The following is a 16,706-nucleotide window of genomic DNA, read 5'->3' as shown; positions in this document are numbered from 1 at the left end:
ACGGCTCGGTCACGAGCGTGTGGCCCACGGTACAGGGCGACACCCCCTCCGGACCCCTCCATCGGCGGGCGGCGCGGTGACCCGCAGGTAGTCGCGGGGAGGACCGCCTGCGACGTCCTGTCCGAAAGAAGGGGAGGTCAGGACGCGTGGATGGGTCCCTCCCGCTCCGCCAGGCGGATGCCCTCGCCACCCCAGTGCTGGGCGATCATCTCCGCGGCGATGGACACCGCGGTCTCCTCCGGCGTGCGGGCGCCGAGGTCCAGCCCGATGGGCGAGGACATCGTCGCGATCTCGGCGTCGGTGACGCCCTTCTCGCGCAGCCGCTCGATCCGGTCGTCGTGGGTGCGCCGCGAGCCCATCGCCCCGATGTAGCCGACCTCGGGCAGCCGCAGGGCGACCTCGAGCAGCGGCACGTCGAACTTCGGGTCGTGGGTGAGCACGCACAGCGCGGTCCGCCGGTCGATGCGGCCGGCGTCCGCCTCGGCCTGCAGGTAGCGGTGCGGCCACTCGACGACGACCTCGTTCGCACCCGGGAAGCGGCTCGCCGTCGCGAAGACCGGACGGGCGTCGCACACCGTCACCCGGAACCCGAGGAACGTGCCCATCCGCGCGACGGCGGCGGCGAAGTCGATCGCGCCGAACACGATCATCCGCGGCGGCGGGGCGAAGGACTCCACGAAGATCTGCAGGCCCTCGCCGCGGCGCTCGCCGTGCACGCCGTAGGTCAGCGTCGCGTTGCGCCCGGAGTCGAGCAGGCCGCGGACGTCGTCGCGCACCGCGTCGTCGATCCGGTCCGAGCCGGTGCCGCCCTCGGTCCGGTCCGGCCAGACGATCAGCCGCCTGCCCAGCAGCTCCGCCGGCCCGGCGACGACCGTGGCCACCGCGACCGGGTCCTCGTCCCGGATGGCCTCGGCGATGCGGCCCAGCTGGGCGTAGGTCTCCGGGGTCACCTTCTCCACGAAGATGTCCAGGATGCCGCCGCAGGTCAGGCCGACGGCGAAGGCGTCGTCGTCGGACACGCCGTAGCGCTGCAGCACCGGGCGGTCCTCGGACAGCACCTGCTGCCCGAGCTCGTAGACCGCGCCCTCGACGCAGCCCCCCGACACCGACCCGACGGCCTCGCCGCCGGGGCCGACGAGCATCGAGGCCCCCGGCTGGCGCGGTGCGGACCGGAAGGTCCCGACCACGGTCGCCAGCGCCGCCGGCTCGCCGTTCTTCCACCAGCCTTCCAGCTGGTCGATGACGTCACGCATTGCGCACCACCTCGAGCAGTTCCTCCAGCGTGTCCAGGCTGTGCCCGGCCAGCAGGTCGTCCAAGTGCGGAAGGGCCGCGACTATTCCCCCCTGCACGGGGGCGTAGCCGTCCTTCCCGGCGTGCGGGTTGACCCACACGAGCCGGTGGGCCAGCCGCGACAGCTGTTCCACCTGCGTGCCGAGCAGCTCGGTCTCGCCGCGCTCCCAGCCGTCGGAGAAGACGACGACGACCGCGCGCCGGGCCGCGCCGCGCCGGCCCCAGCGGTCCACGAAGGCCTGCAGCACCTCGCCGAGGCGGGTGCCGCCCGACCAGTCGGGGATCGCGGCGCCGGCGGCCCGCAGCGCCCGCTCCGGGTCGCGCTGGCGCAGCTCGCGGGTGATGCGGGTGAGCCGGGTGCCCAGGGTGAAGGCCTCGACGCTGCGCGGTGAGCGGCGCACGACCACGTGCGCGAAGCGCATCAGCGCGTCGGCGTAGGGCTCCATGGACCCGGACACGTCGATCAGCAGCACGACCTTGCGCGGCCGCCGCGACGTGTCGCGCCGGGACAGCCGGAAGATCTCGCCCTGGTTGCGCAGGGCGGCGCGCAGCGTGCGCTGCGGGTCGGCCTCCCCGTGCCGGTGCCGCCGCCGGCGGCGCGACGGCCGGGTCGGAGGCTCGGGGCGCAGCAGCGTCATCAGCCGGCGCAGGTGCTCCCGCTCGGCCGGGGACAGCTCGCCCAGGTCGCGGTTGCGCAGGATCTCCGCGCCGGTGGCGGCCGCCTTGATCTGCGGGCCGTCGGCGTCGTCGGACTCGTCCTCGCCGCCCTCCCGTCCGGGCAGCAGCGCGGCCAGCTTCGGCGGGGCGGGCGGGCGGTCGTCGCGGTTGCTCGCCGGACGGTTGCTCGTCGGCTCGAACCAGGACGGGAACGCCAGGTCGTAGCGGACGATGTCGTCGGGGTCGGCGCAGAGCGTCAGCCGTCCGGCCCAGTAGGTCTGCTCCCGGTCGGTGACGTCGAGGGTGTCGCAGGCCTGCAGGAACGCGGTCACCCGGTCCTGGGTGACCGGCACCCCGGCCGCGCGCAGGACCTCGGTGAACCCGACCAGCCCGGTCAGCAGCTCGTCGACCGACCCGGTCGGCTCGGCCGCCGGCGCGCGCGGCGGCGCGGCCGGCGACGGGCTCCGTGGCGGGGTCATGTGGACGTCACCGGGTCAGGACGCCAGCAGGGTGTCGAGCTGCTTGTGCACCCGGTCGGCGTCCTCGCGGTACTTGAGGACGGCGCCGAGCGTGCGCGCGGCGGACTCCGGGTCCAGGTGCCGCGCGCCGATCAGGTGCAGGGCCCGGGCCCAGTCCAGGGTCTCCGCGACGCCCGGGGGCTTGATCAGGTCGGCGTGGCGCAGCTTCTGCACCGCGCGCGCGACCGACGCGGCCAGCCGCTCGGGGACGTCGGGCAGCCTGCTGTGCAGGATCTCGATCTCCCGCTCGATGCCCGGGTGCTCCAGCCAGAGGTAGAGGCAGCGCCGCTTGAGGGCGTCGTGCACCTCGCGGGTGCGGTTGGAGGTGAGGACGACGACCGGTGGCGTGGCGGCGCGCACCTCCCCGAACTCGGGGATGGTCACCGCGTGCTCGGTCAGCACCTCCAGCAGGAAGGCCTCGAACTCGTCGTCGGCGCGGTCGATCTCGTCGATCAGCAGGACCGACGGGCTCGTGCGCAGCGCCTGCAGGATGGGGCGGGCGAGCAGGAAGCGCTCGTCGTAGAGGCTCGACTCGACGGCGTCGGCGTCGAACTCGCCGCCGCGGCCGCTCGCGGCCTCCAGGGTGCGCAGGTGCAGGAGCTGGCGCGGGAAGTCCCAGTCGTAGAGCGCCTGGCCGGCGTCGATGCCGTCGTGGCACTGCAGACGGATCAACGGCGCGTCCAGCGTCTGGGCGAGTGCCTGCGCCAGTGCGGTCTTCCCGGTCCCCGGCTCGCCCTCGCAGAACAGCGGACGGTTCATCCGCATCGCGAGGTAGGTCGCCGTGGCGAGACCGTCGTCGGCGAGGTAGCCGGTCGCGCGCAGCGCGTCGGCCAGCTCGGCCGGGCTCCCGGGGCCGGGTGCGGAGTCGTTCACCGAACCAGCATGCCGGACGGGTGGTGAAGGCGGCCACAGCAGGCGGGCCCGCCCTGACCCCGCGGGCGGGCGGCCGGGGACACCCGGGACCTCCCCGTGACGACGAACGAGGGGCCCGGAAGGTTCGAGATGCTTCCGGATCAAAAATGTTCATGACCGCGTGATAGGTCCGTGATGTGACGCCGTTGACCAGTGCGTTTAGGGAATATCTGATAATTACATCGTTGTTACAGTGATTCCGCTCACCACCCCGACGATTGACGAATTCTTTTCGCCCATTCACCTTCTTCGTCGGCCGGTCCACCGGGAACGGCCGCCTGATCGAGCCAACATCCGGACCCGCCGCGCCGAACCACCCCCGTCCCGCGGCTGTCCGGTCCGTCGAGAACAACGGAACGGGACGGGGACGAGAGAGACCACCTCCGCGGGCGTCATCGACGTCGCTCCCCGGTCCCGATCGACGCACCCGCGACGACACGGTGGGCACTGCTGTGCCCAGGGGACCTCCTGCGCGGATGTGCGTGTCCTCGGGCCGGCGCGGTGGGGAGCGAAGCAATGACCAAGGGACCCAAGGGCCGAAGTCTCCTGCGCATGGCCGCGGCGGGTGTCGTCGCGGTCGGCGCGACGGCCGCGATCGCCGGCCCCGCCAGTGCCGCCCCGGACAACGTCTGGGACCAGCTCGCGCAGTGCGAGAGCGGTGGGAACTGGGCGATCAACACGGGTAACGGTTTCTCCGGCGGGCTGCAGTTCACGCCGTCCACCTGGAAGGCCTTCGGCGGGTCGGGCTCGGCGCACAACGCCAGCCGGTCCGAGCAGATCGCCGTCGCCGAGAAGGTGCTGGCGTCGCAGGGCTGGGGCGCGTGGCCGTCCTGCTCCAAGAAGCTGGGCATCACCGGCTACTCCGCCGACACCAGCAAGCGCGTGAAGGCGTCGGCCCCGGCCGCCGCCGCGCCGAAGAAGGCGGCCGCCCCGGCCGGCGGTGGCTACACCGTCAAGTCGGGCGACACCCTCGGCAGGATCGCCGCCGCGCACGGCACCTCGGTGTCGAAGATCGCCGCCGCCAACGGCATCGGCAACGTGAACGTGATCAGCGTCGGCCAGGTCCTGAACCTGGGCTGATGCCCCGGCGTCCCGGACCGCCATCCGGGACCGCCGATCCCCGGCGCGGTGTCCCCAGCACCGCCGGCGGACGACGGCCCGGGTCCCCTCCCCGTGCGGGAGGCGGGCCCGGGCCGTTCCGTGTCCGGGGTGCTCAGGTCGAGTTGACCCACTCGTCGGAGCCGTCGGCGAACCGCTGGTGCTTCCACACCGGCAGCAGCCGCTTCACCTCGTCGACGAGCTCGGCGCAGGCGGTGAACGCCTCGCGGCGGTGCTCGGCGGCGACGGCGCAGGCGAGCGCGACCTCGCCGATGTCCAGCGGCCCGACCCGGTGGCTGACGGCCAGCGCCCGCACGCCGGGCGAGCCCGCCGCGACCTGCTCGGCGACCTCGGCCACGATCCGGGCCGCCGTCGGGTGGGCGCTGTACTCCAGGCCGTGCACCGACCTCCCGCCGTCGTGGTCGCGCACCACCCCGGCGAAGGTGACGACCGCACCGGCGGCGGCGTGCTCGACGAGGCGGGCGTGCTCGTCGACGTCGAGCGGCTCCTCACCGACGGCCGCGCGCAGCACGCGGGCGGGCCCGGTCGACGGCTCGGTCATCGGTGGTCTCCTCCGTGCAGCTGGTCCACCGCGTGGTCGAGGACGCCCCCGAGCACGCCGAGACCGTCCTTCACCCCGCCCGGGGACCCGGGCAGGTTCACGACGAGGGTCCGGCCGGCCACGCCGGCCAGCCCGCGGGACAGCACCGCGGTCGGCACCGCGTCCTGGCCGGCGCGGCGGATCGCGTCCGCCAGGCCCGGGATCTCGCGGTCGAGCACCTCCCGGGTGACCTCGGGGGTGGCGTCGGTGGGGGAGATGCCGGTCCCGCCGGTGGTGACGACGACGGCGACGCCCTCGGCGACGGCCGCACGCAGCGCCTCGCCCACCGGCTCGCCGTCGGGCACGACGACCGGGTCCGGGGTGTCGTAGCCGCGCTCGCGCAGCCAGGCGACGATCGGCGGGCCGCCCCGGTCGGTGTAGACCCCGGCCGCGGCGCGGTTGGACGCGGTGACGACCCGGGCGGTGCGCGGGGCGCTCACGACACCCGCTCCCACAGCCCGGTCTTGCCGCCCTCCTTGCGCTCGACGCGTACGGCGTCGAGCACCGCGGCCGGGTCCACGGCCTTGATCATGTCGTGCAGCGTGAGGCCGGCGACGGCGACGGCGGTCAGCGCCTCCATCTCCACCCCGGTGCGGTCGGTGGTGCGGACCTCGGCGCGGATCGCGACCCGGCCCGCGTCGCCCTCGACGGCGGGGGCCAGGTCCAGGGTGACCCCGCTGAGCGCGATCGGGTGGCAGAGCGGGACCAGGTCCGGTGTGCGCTTGGCGCCCATGATCCCCGCGATGCGGGCGGTGGCCAGCGCGTCGCCCTTGGGCAGCCCGTCGGTCTGGAGCAGGCGCACGACCTCGGCGGTGGTGCGGACGGTCCCGGTGGCGACGGCGGCCCGGCGCCCGGGCTGCTTGTCCGAGACGTCGACCATCCGGGCGGCCCCGGCCTCGTCGACGTGGCTCAGTGCGGGCCCGTTCGCGGTCGGCTCGGTACTCACGACCGCGACACTACGGTGGCGGAGACCACCCGGCGTGCGCGGCCCGGGCCGCCCGGACGGACCAATGCGTGTGATCTGTATCACGTTTGTGGAACCGCTAACACTGTTTCCCCGAACGTTTCTCGTTCGTGATCGGGGGCCTTCACCAGCCAAAACGCGGCGCACCGGCCCGTCGTGTCCGGTACGCCCGACGCCACACCGGGTGGTCACCGACTTTCGCGTCGCCCTGACGTGACCTACCTTCGATCCCGGCTCGGCCGACTCCCCCATGCGGCCGGGCTCCGGTGCCGCAACGCTCCCTGTCCGGCGGTCCACCGGCCCCCGAGGTGTCCCGTGGGACAGGGCCGATCGCGAGACGGATCGGTGGTCGCTCCCCGGCCGCCGGAACGAGCATCCACTCCCCGGGTGCGGGTCGGAACGCGTCACGCGGGAGACCTGCCATGCCTCGTTACCGTGGGAAGCATCGCAAACCGAGCACCACCGGCCGGGCGATCGCCCGGACCGCCGTCGCCGGCGCCGTCCTCGGCGCCCCGATGCTGGCCGTCGTCGGCACCGCGAACGCCGCGACCGACTCCACCTGGGACTCCCTCGCGCACTGCGAGAGCACCGGGAACTGGGCCGCGAACACCGGCAACGGCTACTTCGGCGGGCTGCAGTTCAGCCCGTCCACCTGGAAGGCCTACGGCGGCGGCGCGTACGCCACGTCGGCGCACCAGGCCACCCGCGCCGAGCAGATCGCCGTCGCCGAGAAGGTCCTGGCCGCCCAGGGCTGGAACGCCTGGCCGTCCTGCTCGAAGAAGACCGGCGCGTCCGGCTCGGCCACGCCCCGCGTCCCCGAGACCGACGCCGGCACCAACGCGCCCGAGCGCGTCAAGCTGAGCGCCCCCGCGTCGTCCGGGACGACCTACACCGTGAAGTCCGGCGACACCCTCGGGAAGATCGCCGCCGCGCACGGGGTCGCCAACTGGAAGGACCTGCTGGCGAAGAACCCCGGCCTCGGTGCCGGGCACCTGATCACGCCCGGCCAGGTCATCACCGTCTGACCCGGCCCGCGCACGACCGTGCCCCCGCCCCCTCCGACGGAGGGAGCGGGGGCACGGGTGCGTCGGGGTCAGGTGCCGGCGAGGCGGCGCAGCTGCGCCGGGGTGTCGACGTCGTCGGGCTGCGCGACGTCGCCGCACTCCACGAGCTCCAGGTCGGACCGGTCCGCGAGGTAGTCCCGCGCCCCGGCGTCGCCTGTGGAGCGGCCGACCACACCGGACCAGTGGTCGCGTCCGATGAGGACGGGGTGGCCGGGGACGCCGTCGAAGGCGGCCCGGCGCAGCGACGACGGCCCGGCCCCCTCGGCGACCCGGCGGATCGCCTCCGGGCCGATCCCCGGCAGGTCGACCAGGTGCACGAGCGCGGCGCCGGTGCCGGGCAGGTGGGTCAGCGACCCCAGCCCGCGGCGCAGCGACGCGCCCATGCCCTCGTCCCAGTCCTCGGCGACGACGACGCCGACGTCGCTGCCGTCGGTGCCCAGACCGGCGCTGCGCAGCACGTCGGTGACGTCGTCGGCGCGGGCGCCCAGCACGACCGTGACCGGGCCGCACCCGCCCGCCTGCAACGCCCGCACCGCACGGACGGCGAGCGGCTCACCGTGCAGTCGGACCAGCGCCTTCGGGGTGCCCATGCGGCGCCCGGCGCCGCCAGCGAGCAACAGGCCGGCGACCACGGTCAGCGGTTGATCTCGGTGACCGGGTGCTCGTAGGGCACGCTCGCGACGGGGAACTCGACGTCGCCGAAGGGCGACATGTTCCCCTGGACGCTGCCCAGGAGCTCGGTGACCGGGTGCTCACCGCCCTCGGAGTGCGGCCACTCCGGGTGGATCCGGTCCTGGTTGGCGGGCTTGGCGGCCATCGCGTCCTCCCACGTCGTCCGCCGGACCCGGGTGGGCCGGCGCGGTCTCGGCGTCCAGTATCGCGGACGGCGGCGCGGCTGTCCGCCCCGGTGCGCCCGCGGTGCTCCGACTACCCTGGTGGCGGTGCAGACGTCCCTGGTCGAGTGGTTGCGCGGGTGCGACGACGGGTTCCTCGCCGCGCTGCTGCGCGCGCGGCCGGACCTCGCCGTCCCGCCCCCCGGCGACCTCACCGTGCTCGCGACCCGCGCCTCCATCCGGGCCTCGGTGCAGCGCGCCTGCGAGGAGCTGAACACCGTCGCCCTGACCGTGCTCGACGCCCTGGTGCTCGCGCGGGCATGGAAGGCCCCGGTCGACGCGTCGACCCCCGGGGCCGGTCTGCAGGGCTGGCTCGGCCCCGACGTCGACCCCGTGACCGTCACCGAGGGGCTCGCCGCCCTGCGCGACCGCGCGCTCGCCTGGGGGCCCGACGAGGCCGTCTCCCTGGTCCCCGCGGCCGCCGACGTCGTCGGGTCCTGGCCCGCCGGGCTCGGCGCGGACGCCGCGGGACCCGCCGCGAGCACCGAGCTGGAGGCCCTGCTCGCCGCGGTCGGGCCCGAGGAGCGCAAGGTCCTCGACGTGCTCGCCCAGGGGCCGCCGGTCGGCCGCTCCCGCGGCGCGAACGGCTCCGGCGGCCCGGTCGGCTCGCTCGTCGGCAAGGGGCTGCTCGTGCGGCGCGACGCCGAGACCGTCGAGTTGCCGCGTCAGGTCGCGCTGGCCCTGCGCGGCGACCGTCCGATGGGGCCGCTCGACCTGTCCCGGCCCGACGTCCCGCTGCGCTCGCGCGAGACGTCGCTGGTGGACGGCACCGGTGCCGGGGCCGCGCTGGAGTTCCTGCGCCGCACCGACCAGCTGCTGGAGTGGCTGTCGGGCGAGTCGGCGCCGATGCTGCGGTCCGGCGGGTTCGGCGTGCGCGAGCTCAAGCGGGCCGCCCGCGCCGCCGACGCCGACGAGCCGACCACCGCACTGATCCTGGAGCTGCTGCACGCCGCGGACCTGATCGGCGCCACCGAGACGCTGTCGCCGGAGTGGCTGCCGACGACCGCCGCCGACGTCTGGGGTGTCGGCCCCGAGGAGTCCCGCTGGGCGGTGCTCGCGCAGGCCTGGCTGGAGCTGCCGCGCCTGCCCGGCCTGGTCGGGCGCCGCGACGAGGCGGGCAAGCCGGTGACGGCGCTCTCCGACGTCCCGCGCCGCCCGCCCGCCCCGCGCGACCGCCGCCGGATCCTCGACGCGCTCGCCGACCTCGCGCCGGGCACCGCGGTCGGCTCCGCCGACGACCTGGCCCGGCTGCTCGCCTGGCACGCCCCGCGCCGCGGTGGCCGGCTGCGCGACGAGATGGTCGCCTGGACCGTCGCGGAGGCCACCACGCTCGGGGTCGTCGCGTTGGACGCGCTCACCACGGCCGGGCGGGTGCTGCTCGACCCCGCGCTGCGTCCCGACCCGGCGCACCCCACCCGCCACCCCACGGAGCTGGCCGCGGCGCTGCACGCCGCGCTGCCCGCCCCGGTGGAGGAGATCCTGCTGCAGGCCGACCTGACCGCCGTCGCGCCGGGGCGGCTGTCCGCCGACCTGGCGCACGAGCTCGCGATCCTGGCCGAGGTCGAGTCCGCGGGCGGCGCGACGGTCTACCGGTTCACCGAGCGCAGCCTGCGCCGCGCGCTGGACACCGGCCGGACGGCCGACGACGTCCGCGCGGTGCTGCAGGCGCGGTCACGGACCCCGGTCCCGCAGACGCTGACCTACCTCGTCGACGACGTCGCCCGCCGGCACGGGCGGCTGCGCGGCGGCGCGGTGACCTGCTTCCTGCGCTCCGACGACGAGGTGCTGCTCTCCGAGGTCCTCGCACATGAGTCGTCGGAGGAGCTGGGGCTGCGCCGCATCGCCCCGACCGTGGTGGTGAGCGCGCTGCCGCTGGCCGAGGTGCTCGACGGCCTGCGCGCCGCGGGGTTCAGCCCGGCCGCGGAGGACGAGGGCGGCGCCGTCGTCGACCTCGGTCCGAAGGGACGGCGCACCGAGCCCCGGCTGCGCCGCGGCGGGCGCGACGGCGGCCGGGTGACCGAGCGTTCCCCCGCGAACCGCGCCGAGGAGCTCGTCGAGCGGCTGCGGGCGGGCGACCGCTTGGCCGGGGTCCGCGACAGCGTCGCCGGGCGGCGCGAGGCCACCGGCGCGACCGGCAACCTCGCCTCGCTGCAGGAGGCGGTGCGCGAGGGCCGCACGGTGTGGATCGGCTACGTCGACGCGCACGGCGTCGCCGGCGACCGGGTGCTCGCCCCGGTCTCGGTGGGCGGCGGGTTCGTCGAGGGCCGCGACGCGCTCGACGGCGAGATCCGCCGCATCCAGCTGCACCGGATCACCTCGATCGCCCCGGTGGAGGCCCGGACCGGCGGACCCGGCCCGCAGGGATAGCGGGCCGGGCGCGGGGTCAGCGGGCGCCGGCGGCCATCCGCTGGTGCATCGCGTGCTGCACCAGCGCGATCAGCGTCTCCTTGGTCGACTGCCGGTGGCGGGCGTCGCAGACGACCATCGGCACGGCCGGGTCGATCGACATCGCCTCGCGGACGTCCTCCAGGGAGTGCTGCAGCCGCCCGTCGAAGGCGTTGACGCCCACGACGTAGGGCAGGTTGCGGTCCTCGAAGAAGTCGATCGCGGCGAAGGAGTCGGCCAGCCGGCGGGTGTCGACCAGCACGACGGCGCCGATGGCACCGCGGACCAGGTCGTCCCACATGAACCAGAAGCGCTGCTGGCCGGGCGTGCCGAACAGGTAGAGCACGAGGTCCGAGTCGAGCGAGACGCGGCCGAAGTCCATCGCGACGGTCGTGGACCGCTTGTTGGGCGTCGCCGAGAGGTCGTCGTGCGACGAGCTCGCCTCGGTCATCACCGCCTCGGTGGTCAGCGGCATGATCTCCGAGACCGACCCGACGAAGGTGGTCTTGCCGACGCCGAAGCCGCCGGCCACCACGATCTTGGCCGACATCGTCGCGGCACGGGCCATCCCGGCCGCGGGCTGGGGCGGCTGTGGCCTAGAGCCGACGGAGTCCACTCAACACCCTTTCCATCAGCGCGAGGTCCGGCGCGTCGCCGGGGGTGCTCGCGGTCTGGTGAACGGTCACCGTGCCGTTCGAGGCCATGTCCCCGAGCAGCACCCGGGCCACGCCCAGGGGGAGCGACAGCAGCGCCGCGACCTCCGCCACCGAGCGGGTCTGCTCGAGCAGCAGGTCGGCGACGGAGCGGTGCTCCATCGGCAGCCGTTCCAGCTGGCTGCGGGCCCGGTTGCTGACCGAGACCAGGGTCTCGACGGCCAGCTCGTAGCCCGACTTGGTGCGGCCGCGCGTCCAGGCGTAGGGCCGGACGAACGCGGCACCGCCCGCGGACGGGGGTGCCGGGGCCGGCGGCGACGGTGCCGCGGGGTCCTGCACGGGGTACGGCGCGTGCCGGTCCGCCGCCGGCCGGTCGGGGCCCCGCTGGGCCTCGAGCTCGTCCGGGGTGGGCGGCAGCCCGTAGGCCGCCGACCCGCTGATCGGTCCGGTCACCTCCGCCGGGTCCGGCGGCGGCACGCCACGGTCGGCGCCGGGGCCCGGTACCGGCCCGGCGTCGTCCTCCGGACGGTTGCGCCCCCATCGGCGCTTCCGCGGCTTGCGCTTCGAGTCCAGGCTGAACCCGTTCATGACGTCGGCGAACGTCGGCTCGGGGCCGTGTCCGCCCGGGTCCTGGGTCATCGGATCTCACCCGCTCTGGTCGATCCTCGGATGGGGTGCATGACGGTAACGCGTCGGGGCACAGGGGGTGCGGGCCTCAGGGCCCGAACGACCCCTGCAGCTCCGCCCGCAGCTCCGGGGTCAGCAGCTGGCCGACCCGGTCGACCAGCAGCGTCATCTCGTAGCCGACCAGCCCGATGTCGCAGCTGGGCGAGGCCAGCACGGCGAGGCAGGAGCCGTCGCTGATCGACATGAGGAGCACGATGCCGCGGTCCATCTCGACGACGGTCTGCACGACGCCGCCGGCGTCGAAGCAGCGTGCCGCGCCCTGGGTCAGGCTGACCAGACCGGACGCGACGGCGGCGAGCTGGTCGGCCCGGTCGCGCGGCAGCCGGTCGGACGCGGTCAGCAGCAGCCCGTCGGCCGACACCACGATCGCGTGCGCGACGCCGGGGACGCGCTCCGCGAAGTTCGTGACCAGCCAGCCGAAACGGCTCTGGCTCGGCTGTGCCTGCGGTGCCCTCACTGGTTCTCCTCGGGGTCGGACGAGTTCGGTCGGTCCGCGGCCGGCCCGGGGGCGCCGTTCGCGGTGGTGTCCTGCGGGGCCGGGTCGGGCGCGGGGCCCTGCCGGTCGTTCTGGTCGTGCTGGTCGTGGCGGACCTCGTCGACCGTGTCGGTCGTCCCGGCCTGCGTGCTGCGCCGGACACCGGAAGCGCTCTCCCGGCCCTGACGCACGCCCTGCTGGTAGCTGGCGAGACGGCCGCGCACGCTCTCGGCGTCCCTCGGCTCCGCCGGAGCGGGGCTGAGCACCGTCGATCCTGCCGCACTGCCCGGGAGCAGCCGCGCCCGCGGGCGCCGCTTGGGCAGTCCGGCCCCGGTGAGCTCGTCCCGGGCGGCCTCGGGCTCGTCACCGTCGGCGGCCTCGCGGGCCTGTCGCCACACGTCGTCGGCGGGGGAGGCGAAGCCCGGGTCCTGGTCGGTGCCGTCGCCGGCCGGGGCGGTGGCGTCGTGCGGGGCCGCTCCGTTCTCCCGGGTCCCGTTCGGCGCCGGGGCGCCCGCTGCGGTCCCGTTCGGGGCGGCGCCGTCCTTCCAGCGCACCGGCACGGACCGGTTCGACCGGAACCAGGCCGACGCGATGTCGTCGAAGATCGGCGTCGTCTGGCCCATGTCGAACCCGCTCTGGGGCCGGACGGACTCGACGGCGCCGGGGCGGCGGAGCTGACCGCGGTCACCCTCCACCGGCACCTTCGGCGCGAACAGCTCGTCGGGCTGCCCGCCGGCGGCGGGCAGGTTCGCCGGGCCCGCGTTGCGGCCGCTCTCCCGCTTCGGCAGCGGGGCCTCGGCCGGGACGGGTGCCTCCGGCGGGAACGGCGCCGGGGCCTGCGGGCCCTGCGCCGACGGCGCCGGCACCGGACGCCCGGGCTGCGGCTGCGGCTGCGGGCCGCGGGCGGGCGGCGGGAGCGGGCCGGGACCGCGGGTGGGCAGACCGGGCCCGGCGCCGCGGGCCGGCATGACCGGACGGCGCGCCGGGCTGGGCCGCGCACCGTTGGTCCGCGACGGCGGCGGGCCGCCCATCGGCGTCCGTCCGGTGGGGCGGAGCGTCGGCAGGGCCGCGGTGTCGGGGTCGGACCCGCCGTCCGCGTCCGGGCCGCCGGTGTCGTCCTGCCCGGTGCCGTTCCCGTCGGTGCTGCCGTTCCCGTCGGTGCTGCCGGTGCTGTCGGTGCCGTCGGTGGCCCCGGCGGGGGTGTCACCGGTCGTGGTGTCCGCCGTGCCGGCCTCGGCCGCTGCGGTCCCGGCCGTGTCCGGGGACGGCGTCTCGTCGGCCGTCGCGGTCCCGGTGGTGGCGGTCCCGGCTCCGGGGGAGTCCGGTGCGTCGGCCGCGTCGGTGACCGCGCCCGGCCCGGGGGGCGTGACCGGGGCGTCCTCGGTCCGGTCCTCGGACCCGTCCGCGCTCGCGGCGGGGGAGGCGGTCGCGACTGCGCCGTCGTCCGCACCGTCGTCCGCGCCCTCGTCCGTGACGTCCGCGTCGTCGTCCGTGACGTCCGCGTCGTCGGCGACCTCGTTCCCGGAGTCGCCGGCGGCGGCCCGGTCGGCCCGCGGGTGGTCCTCGGGGCCGTCGCCGACCGCCGCGTCGATGACGACCGTGTCGTCCATGTCGCGACGGGCGGCCGCGGCGGCCGCCGCGGCGCCACCGAGCCCGAGCGCGGCGGCCGTGCCCGCGGCGGCGGTCCGCCCGGCACCGTCGGCCCCGTCCCGGGCGGGCGCGTCCGCGGCGGGGGTTCCGGTCGCGCCGGGGGTGCCGCCGTCGGTGGACGGGGCGTCCCCGTCGCCGGACGGGCCGGAACGGCGCAGCGCCTCGGCGCCGCGCGGGGCGTCACCGGGTTCGCCGGCGGCACCGGTGTCGGCGGGGGTGAAGACGTCGGCCGGGGTGCGGTCCTCGCGGGCCGTGCCCTCCCGGGACGGGGCGAAGGCCGACAGACCCTGCGGGGCGGACCCGTTGAGCGTCGCGGCCGACCCGTCGGAGGTCTCGCCGGTCGCCTCGCCGGGAGCGGCGTTGCGGCTCAGCGACGAGCCCGGACGCCGGGTCGGCAGCGCCGCGCCCGACCCGTTGCGGGCACCGGGGGAGGCGTTCGCGCCGGTCTCGAACGTCGGCGTCATCGGGCCGTCGGAGCCCGCGACCATCGACGGGAGCGACCCACCGCGGCCGCTGCCGTTCACCGCGAGCGGCCCGGACGGGGCGTCCGGACGGGCGGCCTCGGCGGGGGCGCCGGCCGGGACCGGGGCCGGGGCCTGCGGGGCCTCGCCGCCCTGGGGCGGCACGCCGCCCCAGGCGCCCGGGTCGCCGTCGCGGCGCTGCTCGGGCAGCTGCGCGGACGGCACCAGCTGCGGCGGGATCGTCACCGACGCGCTCAGGCCACCCGAGCCGCCGCCGACGGCCGCGGAGGCCAGCCGGACACCGACGCGGTGCCGTGCGGCCAGGCGGCCGACCACGAACAGGCCCATCCGCCGCGAGGCCGACACGTCGACCTCGGCCGGCCCGGAGAGCCGCTGGTTGGCGTCGACCAGCTCGGCGTCCATCATGCCGACGCCGCGGTCGGAGATCTCGATCAGCAGCGACTCGTCGGCCGTGCGGGTCGTCGACATGACGACCTGCGAGTCCGGCGGCGAGAAGTTCGTCGCGTTGTCGAGCAGCTCGGCCAGCAGGTGCACGAGGTCGTTCGCGGCGCGACCGGCGATCGTGGCGCTCGGCGGGGTCTGCACGACGACCCGCTGGTACTGCTCGACCTCCGACACCGCGGCGCGCAGGACGTCGACGACCTGCACCGGCGCGACGTTCCGCTTGGCGAGGTCGGTGCCCGCGAGGACCAGCAGGTTCTCGCTGTTGCGCCGCATACGGGTCGCGAGGTGGTCCAGCTGGAACAGGTTGGACAGCTGGTCGGGGTCCTGCTCGTTGCTCTCCAGCTGCTCGATCAGCTGCAGCTGGCGCTCGACCAGCGCCTGCGAGCGGCGGGAGAGGTTGACGAACATCGAGTTGACGTTCTGCTGCAGCGCGGCCTGGTCGGCGGCGAGGCGGATCGCCTGGCCGTGGACGGCGTCGAACGCCCGCGCCACCTCGCCGATCTCGTCGCGGCTGTCCAGCGGCACCGGCTCGACGAGTGCGTTCGGCGCCTGCCCGGACCGCATCCCCTGCACCGCGGCGGGCAGCTTCTGCTCCGCGACCTCGAGCGCCGAGCTGCGCAGCAGGCGCAGCGAACGGACCATTTGACGGCCCAGCAGCAGGATGACGCCCGCGGTGAGCAGGATCGTCAGCATCAGCAGCACCGAGTTGAGGCCCGCGGTGTTGCCCGCACGGGCCGCGGCCGCGGCCCGGCCGTCGACGAACGCCTGCTCGGCGCCGGCGGTCGAGCGGTCCGTCGCGGTGACGGAGCGGTCCACGGCGGCGTTCCAGGCGTTCGGGTCGACCGGCGGTGCGACCCCGGGCGGGACCGACAGGGCCTGGTCGCGCAGGGCGTTGCGCTCCGCGTTGACCGGGGCCGACGCGAAGTTGCCGAACGCCTCGGCCTGCTCGGGCGTCACCGAGGACTGGAAGTCGCCCGCGGCGGCCTGGAAGGTGGCCTCGGCCCCGGTGACCTGGGCGCGCCCGGCCTCGTCGAGCGACCCGGCGGCGAGGGCGCCGTCGACGACGGTGCGCTCCAGCTCCAGGGCCTCCCGGGCGTTCCCGCCCGCCGCGATCGCGGTCGTCAGACCGGCGGTGTCGGCGGTGAGCAGCCGGCCCACCAGCGCCCGGTCCAGACCCAGCGTGCGCTGCACGACGGCGGTGTAGCGGCCGGTCAGGTCCGCGGCGGGGGTCGGGCCCTCGGCGACCTGCGACCGGATCACGGGGAGCTGGCCCAGCGTCGTCTCGGCCTGGCGGCGGGCCGTGCCGAGGTCGGGCGCCTGGGCCTCGGCGGAGTCGAGCCCCGCCGTCGTGGCGGCCAGGGCCTGGTCCGTCGCGGCCTGCGCGCGGTCGACCGCGGCCCGGTCGCCGGCGCGGTTGCCGGCGACGAAGGTCACCGCGGCCCGGCGCTCGGCCTGCAGCGCGCCGGTGAGCGTCTCGATCTGACGGTGCACGTCGACCAGGCCGCTGCCCCGGCCGAGCTCCTCGGCCACGTTTGCCTGGTCGACGACGCGCACGGCGCCGATGGTCAGGGCGAGGATCGTGGGAACCAGACCGACGACCGCCAGCTTGGCGACCAGGCTCCAGTTCCGCGGGTCGAGTCGCTCCGACCACGTGCTCGGGCGTTCCGTGCTGGTCACGGTGGTCACGGCGAGATCTCCCTGTCGGTCTCCGGTCCGGGGACGGGCGGCGCGGCGGGCACGAGGTCGGGGAGCATCAGCGGGTCCGGTGCGCCTTTCGGGGTCACGACGGGCACCGTTCGACCGGTCCGCCCGACACGGGCGCGGCGGTTGCCGCGTCCCGGGGGAGCCGGGCGGATATGATCGTGCAGGGTCCCGTCTGTGCGTGACGGACGGCTGCCGAGTCTAGCCCCCGGAACGGTCGTCTCCCGAGTG

The 16,706-nt window shown here is 75.9% G+C and carries 15 protein-coding genes; 3 read left to right on the top strand and 12 right to left on the bottom strand.

Features of this window, described 5'->3' with window-relative positions; all coding sequences use genetic code 11:
• Positions 1-137: 137 nt before the first annotated feature.
• The 3 genes from WJX68_RS19035 to WJX68_RS19025 are packed head-to-tail and all read right to left on the bottom strand — an operon-like array spanning position 138 to position 3,339.
• Positions 138-1,253, bottom strand: coding sequence for an XdhC family protein (locus WJX68_RS19035; RefSeq protein WP_340292880.1), 1,116 nt, complete (start codon positions 1,251-1,253; stop codon positions 138-140).
• Positions 1,246-2,427, bottom strand: coding sequence for a vWA domain-containing protein (locus WJX68_RS19030; protein ID WP_340292878.1), 1,182 nt, complete (start codon positions 2,425-2,427; stop codon positions 1,246-1,248). Before WJX68_RS19030 ends, WJX68_RS19035 begins: the two co-directional genes overlap by 8 nt.
• Positions 2,428-2,442: 15 nt before the next feature.
• Positions 2,443-3,339 carry an AAA family ATPase gene (locus tag WJX68_RS19025; RefSeq protein WP_340292876.1) on the bottom strand — a complete coding sequence of 299 codons (897 nt, stop codon included), beginning with the start codon at positions 3,337-3,339 and terminating at the stop codon, positions 2,443-2,445.
• Between the two features lie 555 nt (positions 3,340-3,894).
• On the opposite strand from WJX68_RS19025, the gene WJX68_RS19020 reads away from it, so the two are divergent.
• Positions 3,895-4,458 (top strand): transglycosylase family protein, encoded by a 564-nt coding sequence (locus WJX68_RS19020; RefSeq protein WP_340292874.1) that lies wholly within the window; start codon positions 3,895-3,897, stop codon positions 4,456-4,458.
• Positions 4,459-4,591: 133 nt separating this feature from the next.
• Here the strand turns inward: WJX68_RS19020 and WJX68_RS19015 are convergent, their stop codons facing one another.
• Genes WJX68_RS19015 through moaC form a run of 3 tightly spaced genes read right to left on the bottom strand, consistent with a single transcriptional unit; the run spans position 4,592 to position 5,957 of the window.
• Positions 4,592-5,038 (bottom strand): molybdenum cofactor biosynthesis protein MoaE, encoded by a 447-nt coding sequence (locus tag WJX68_RS19015; RefSeq protein ID WP_340292872.1) that lies wholly within the window; start codon positions 5,036-5,038, stop codon positions 4,592-4,594.
• Positions 5,035-5,517 (bottom strand): MogA/MoaB family molybdenum cofactor biosynthesis protein, encoded by a 483-nt coding sequence (locus WJX68_RS19010; RefSeq protein ID WP_340292870.1) that lies wholly within the window; start codon positions 5,515-5,517, stop codon positions 5,035-5,037. The genes WJX68_RS19015 and WJX68_RS19010 overlap by 4 nt, the downstream gene beginning before the upstream one ends.
• Complete coding sequence (gene moaC, locus WJX68_RS19005; RefSeq protein WP_422785733.1) at positions 5,514-5,957, bottom strand: cyclic pyranopterin monophosphate synthase MoaC; 444 nt, start codon at positions 5,955-5,957, stop codon at positions 5,514-5,516. The genes WJX68_RS19010 and moaC overlap by 4 nt, the downstream gene beginning before the upstream one ends.
• A gap of 506 nt (positions 5,958-6,463) precedes the next feature.
• On the opposite strand from moaC, the gene WJX68_RS19000 reads away from it, so the two are divergent.
• Positions 6,464-7,066 (top strand): LysM peptidoglycan-binding domain-containing protein, encoded by a 603-nt coding sequence (locus tag WJX68_RS19000; protein WP_340292867.1) that lies wholly within the window; start codon positions 6,464-6,466, stop codon positions 7,064-7,066.
• Positions 7,067-7,134: 68 nt separating this feature from the next.
• Here the strand turns inward: WJX68_RS19000 and WJX68_RS18995 are convergent, their stop codons facing one another.
• Positions 7,135-7,695: a nucleotidyltransferase family protein gene (locus tag WJX68_RS18995; RefSeq protein ID WP_422785729.1), complete on the bottom strand. Its 561-nt coding sequence runs from the start codon at positions 7,693-7,695 to the stop codon at positions 7,135-7,137.
• Positions 7,696-7,739: 44 nt separating this feature from the next.
• Complete coding sequence (locus tag WJX68_RS18990; RefSeq protein WP_340292863.1) at positions 7,740-7,922, bottom strand: hypothetical protein; 183 nt, start codon at positions 7,920-7,922, stop codon at positions 7,740-7,742.
• 124 nt (positions 7,923-8,046) lie between these two features.
• Between WJX68_RS18990 and WJX68_RS18985 the strand changes: the two genes are divergently transcribed.
• Positions 8,047-10,365, top strand: a complete 2,319-nt coding sequence (locus tag WJX68_RS18985; RefSeq protein WP_340292861.1) for a helicase-associated domain-containing protein — start codon at positions 8,047-8,049, stop codon at positions 10,363-10,365.
• Positions 10,366-10,381: 16 nt separating this feature from the next.
• Here the strand turns inward: WJX68_RS18985 and WJX68_RS18980 are convergent, their stop codons facing one another.
• The 4 genes from WJX68_RS18980 to WJX68_RS18965 form a co-directional block, all read right to left on the bottom strand.
• Complete coding sequence (locus tag WJX68_RS18980) at positions 10,382-10,951, bottom strand: GTP-binding protein (protein ID WP_340292977.1); 570 nt, start codon at positions 10,949-10,951, stop codon at positions 10,382-10,384.
• A 28-nt stretch (positions 10,952-10,979) separates the two neighbouring features.
• Positions 10,980-11,675 (bottom strand): DUF742 domain-containing protein, encoded by a 696-nt coding sequence (locus tag WJX68_RS18975; protein ID WP_340292859.1) that lies wholly within the window; start codon positions 11,673-11,675, stop codon positions 10,980-10,982.
• Between the two features lie 76 nt (positions 11,676-11,751).
• Complete coding sequence (locus WJX68_RS18970) at positions 11,752-12,180, bottom strand: roadblock/LC7 domain-containing protein (RefSeq protein WP_010235343.1); 429 nt, start codon at positions 12,178-12,180, stop codon at positions 11,752-11,754.
• Positions 12,177-16,460 carry a nitrate- and nitrite sensing domain-containing protein gene (locus tag WJX68_RS18965; protein ID WP_340292848.1) on the bottom strand — a complete coding sequence of 1,428 codons (4,284 nt, stop codon included), beginning with the start codon at positions 16,458-16,460 and terminating at the stop codon, positions 12,177-12,179. Before WJX68_RS18965 ends, WJX68_RS18970 begins: the two co-directional genes overlap by 4 nt.
• Positions 16,461-16,706: the final 246 nt, after the last annotated feature.

It is taken from the genome of Pseudonocardia spirodelae (assembly GCF_037727765.1).
GTDB lineage: Bacteria > Actinomycetota > Actinomycetes > Mycobacteriales > Pseudonocardiaceae > Pseudonocardia > Pseudonocardia spirodelae.
The sequence above is the reverse complement of the archived record's forward strand: the minus strand, read 5'-3'. Positions and strand labels throughout refer to the sequence as shown.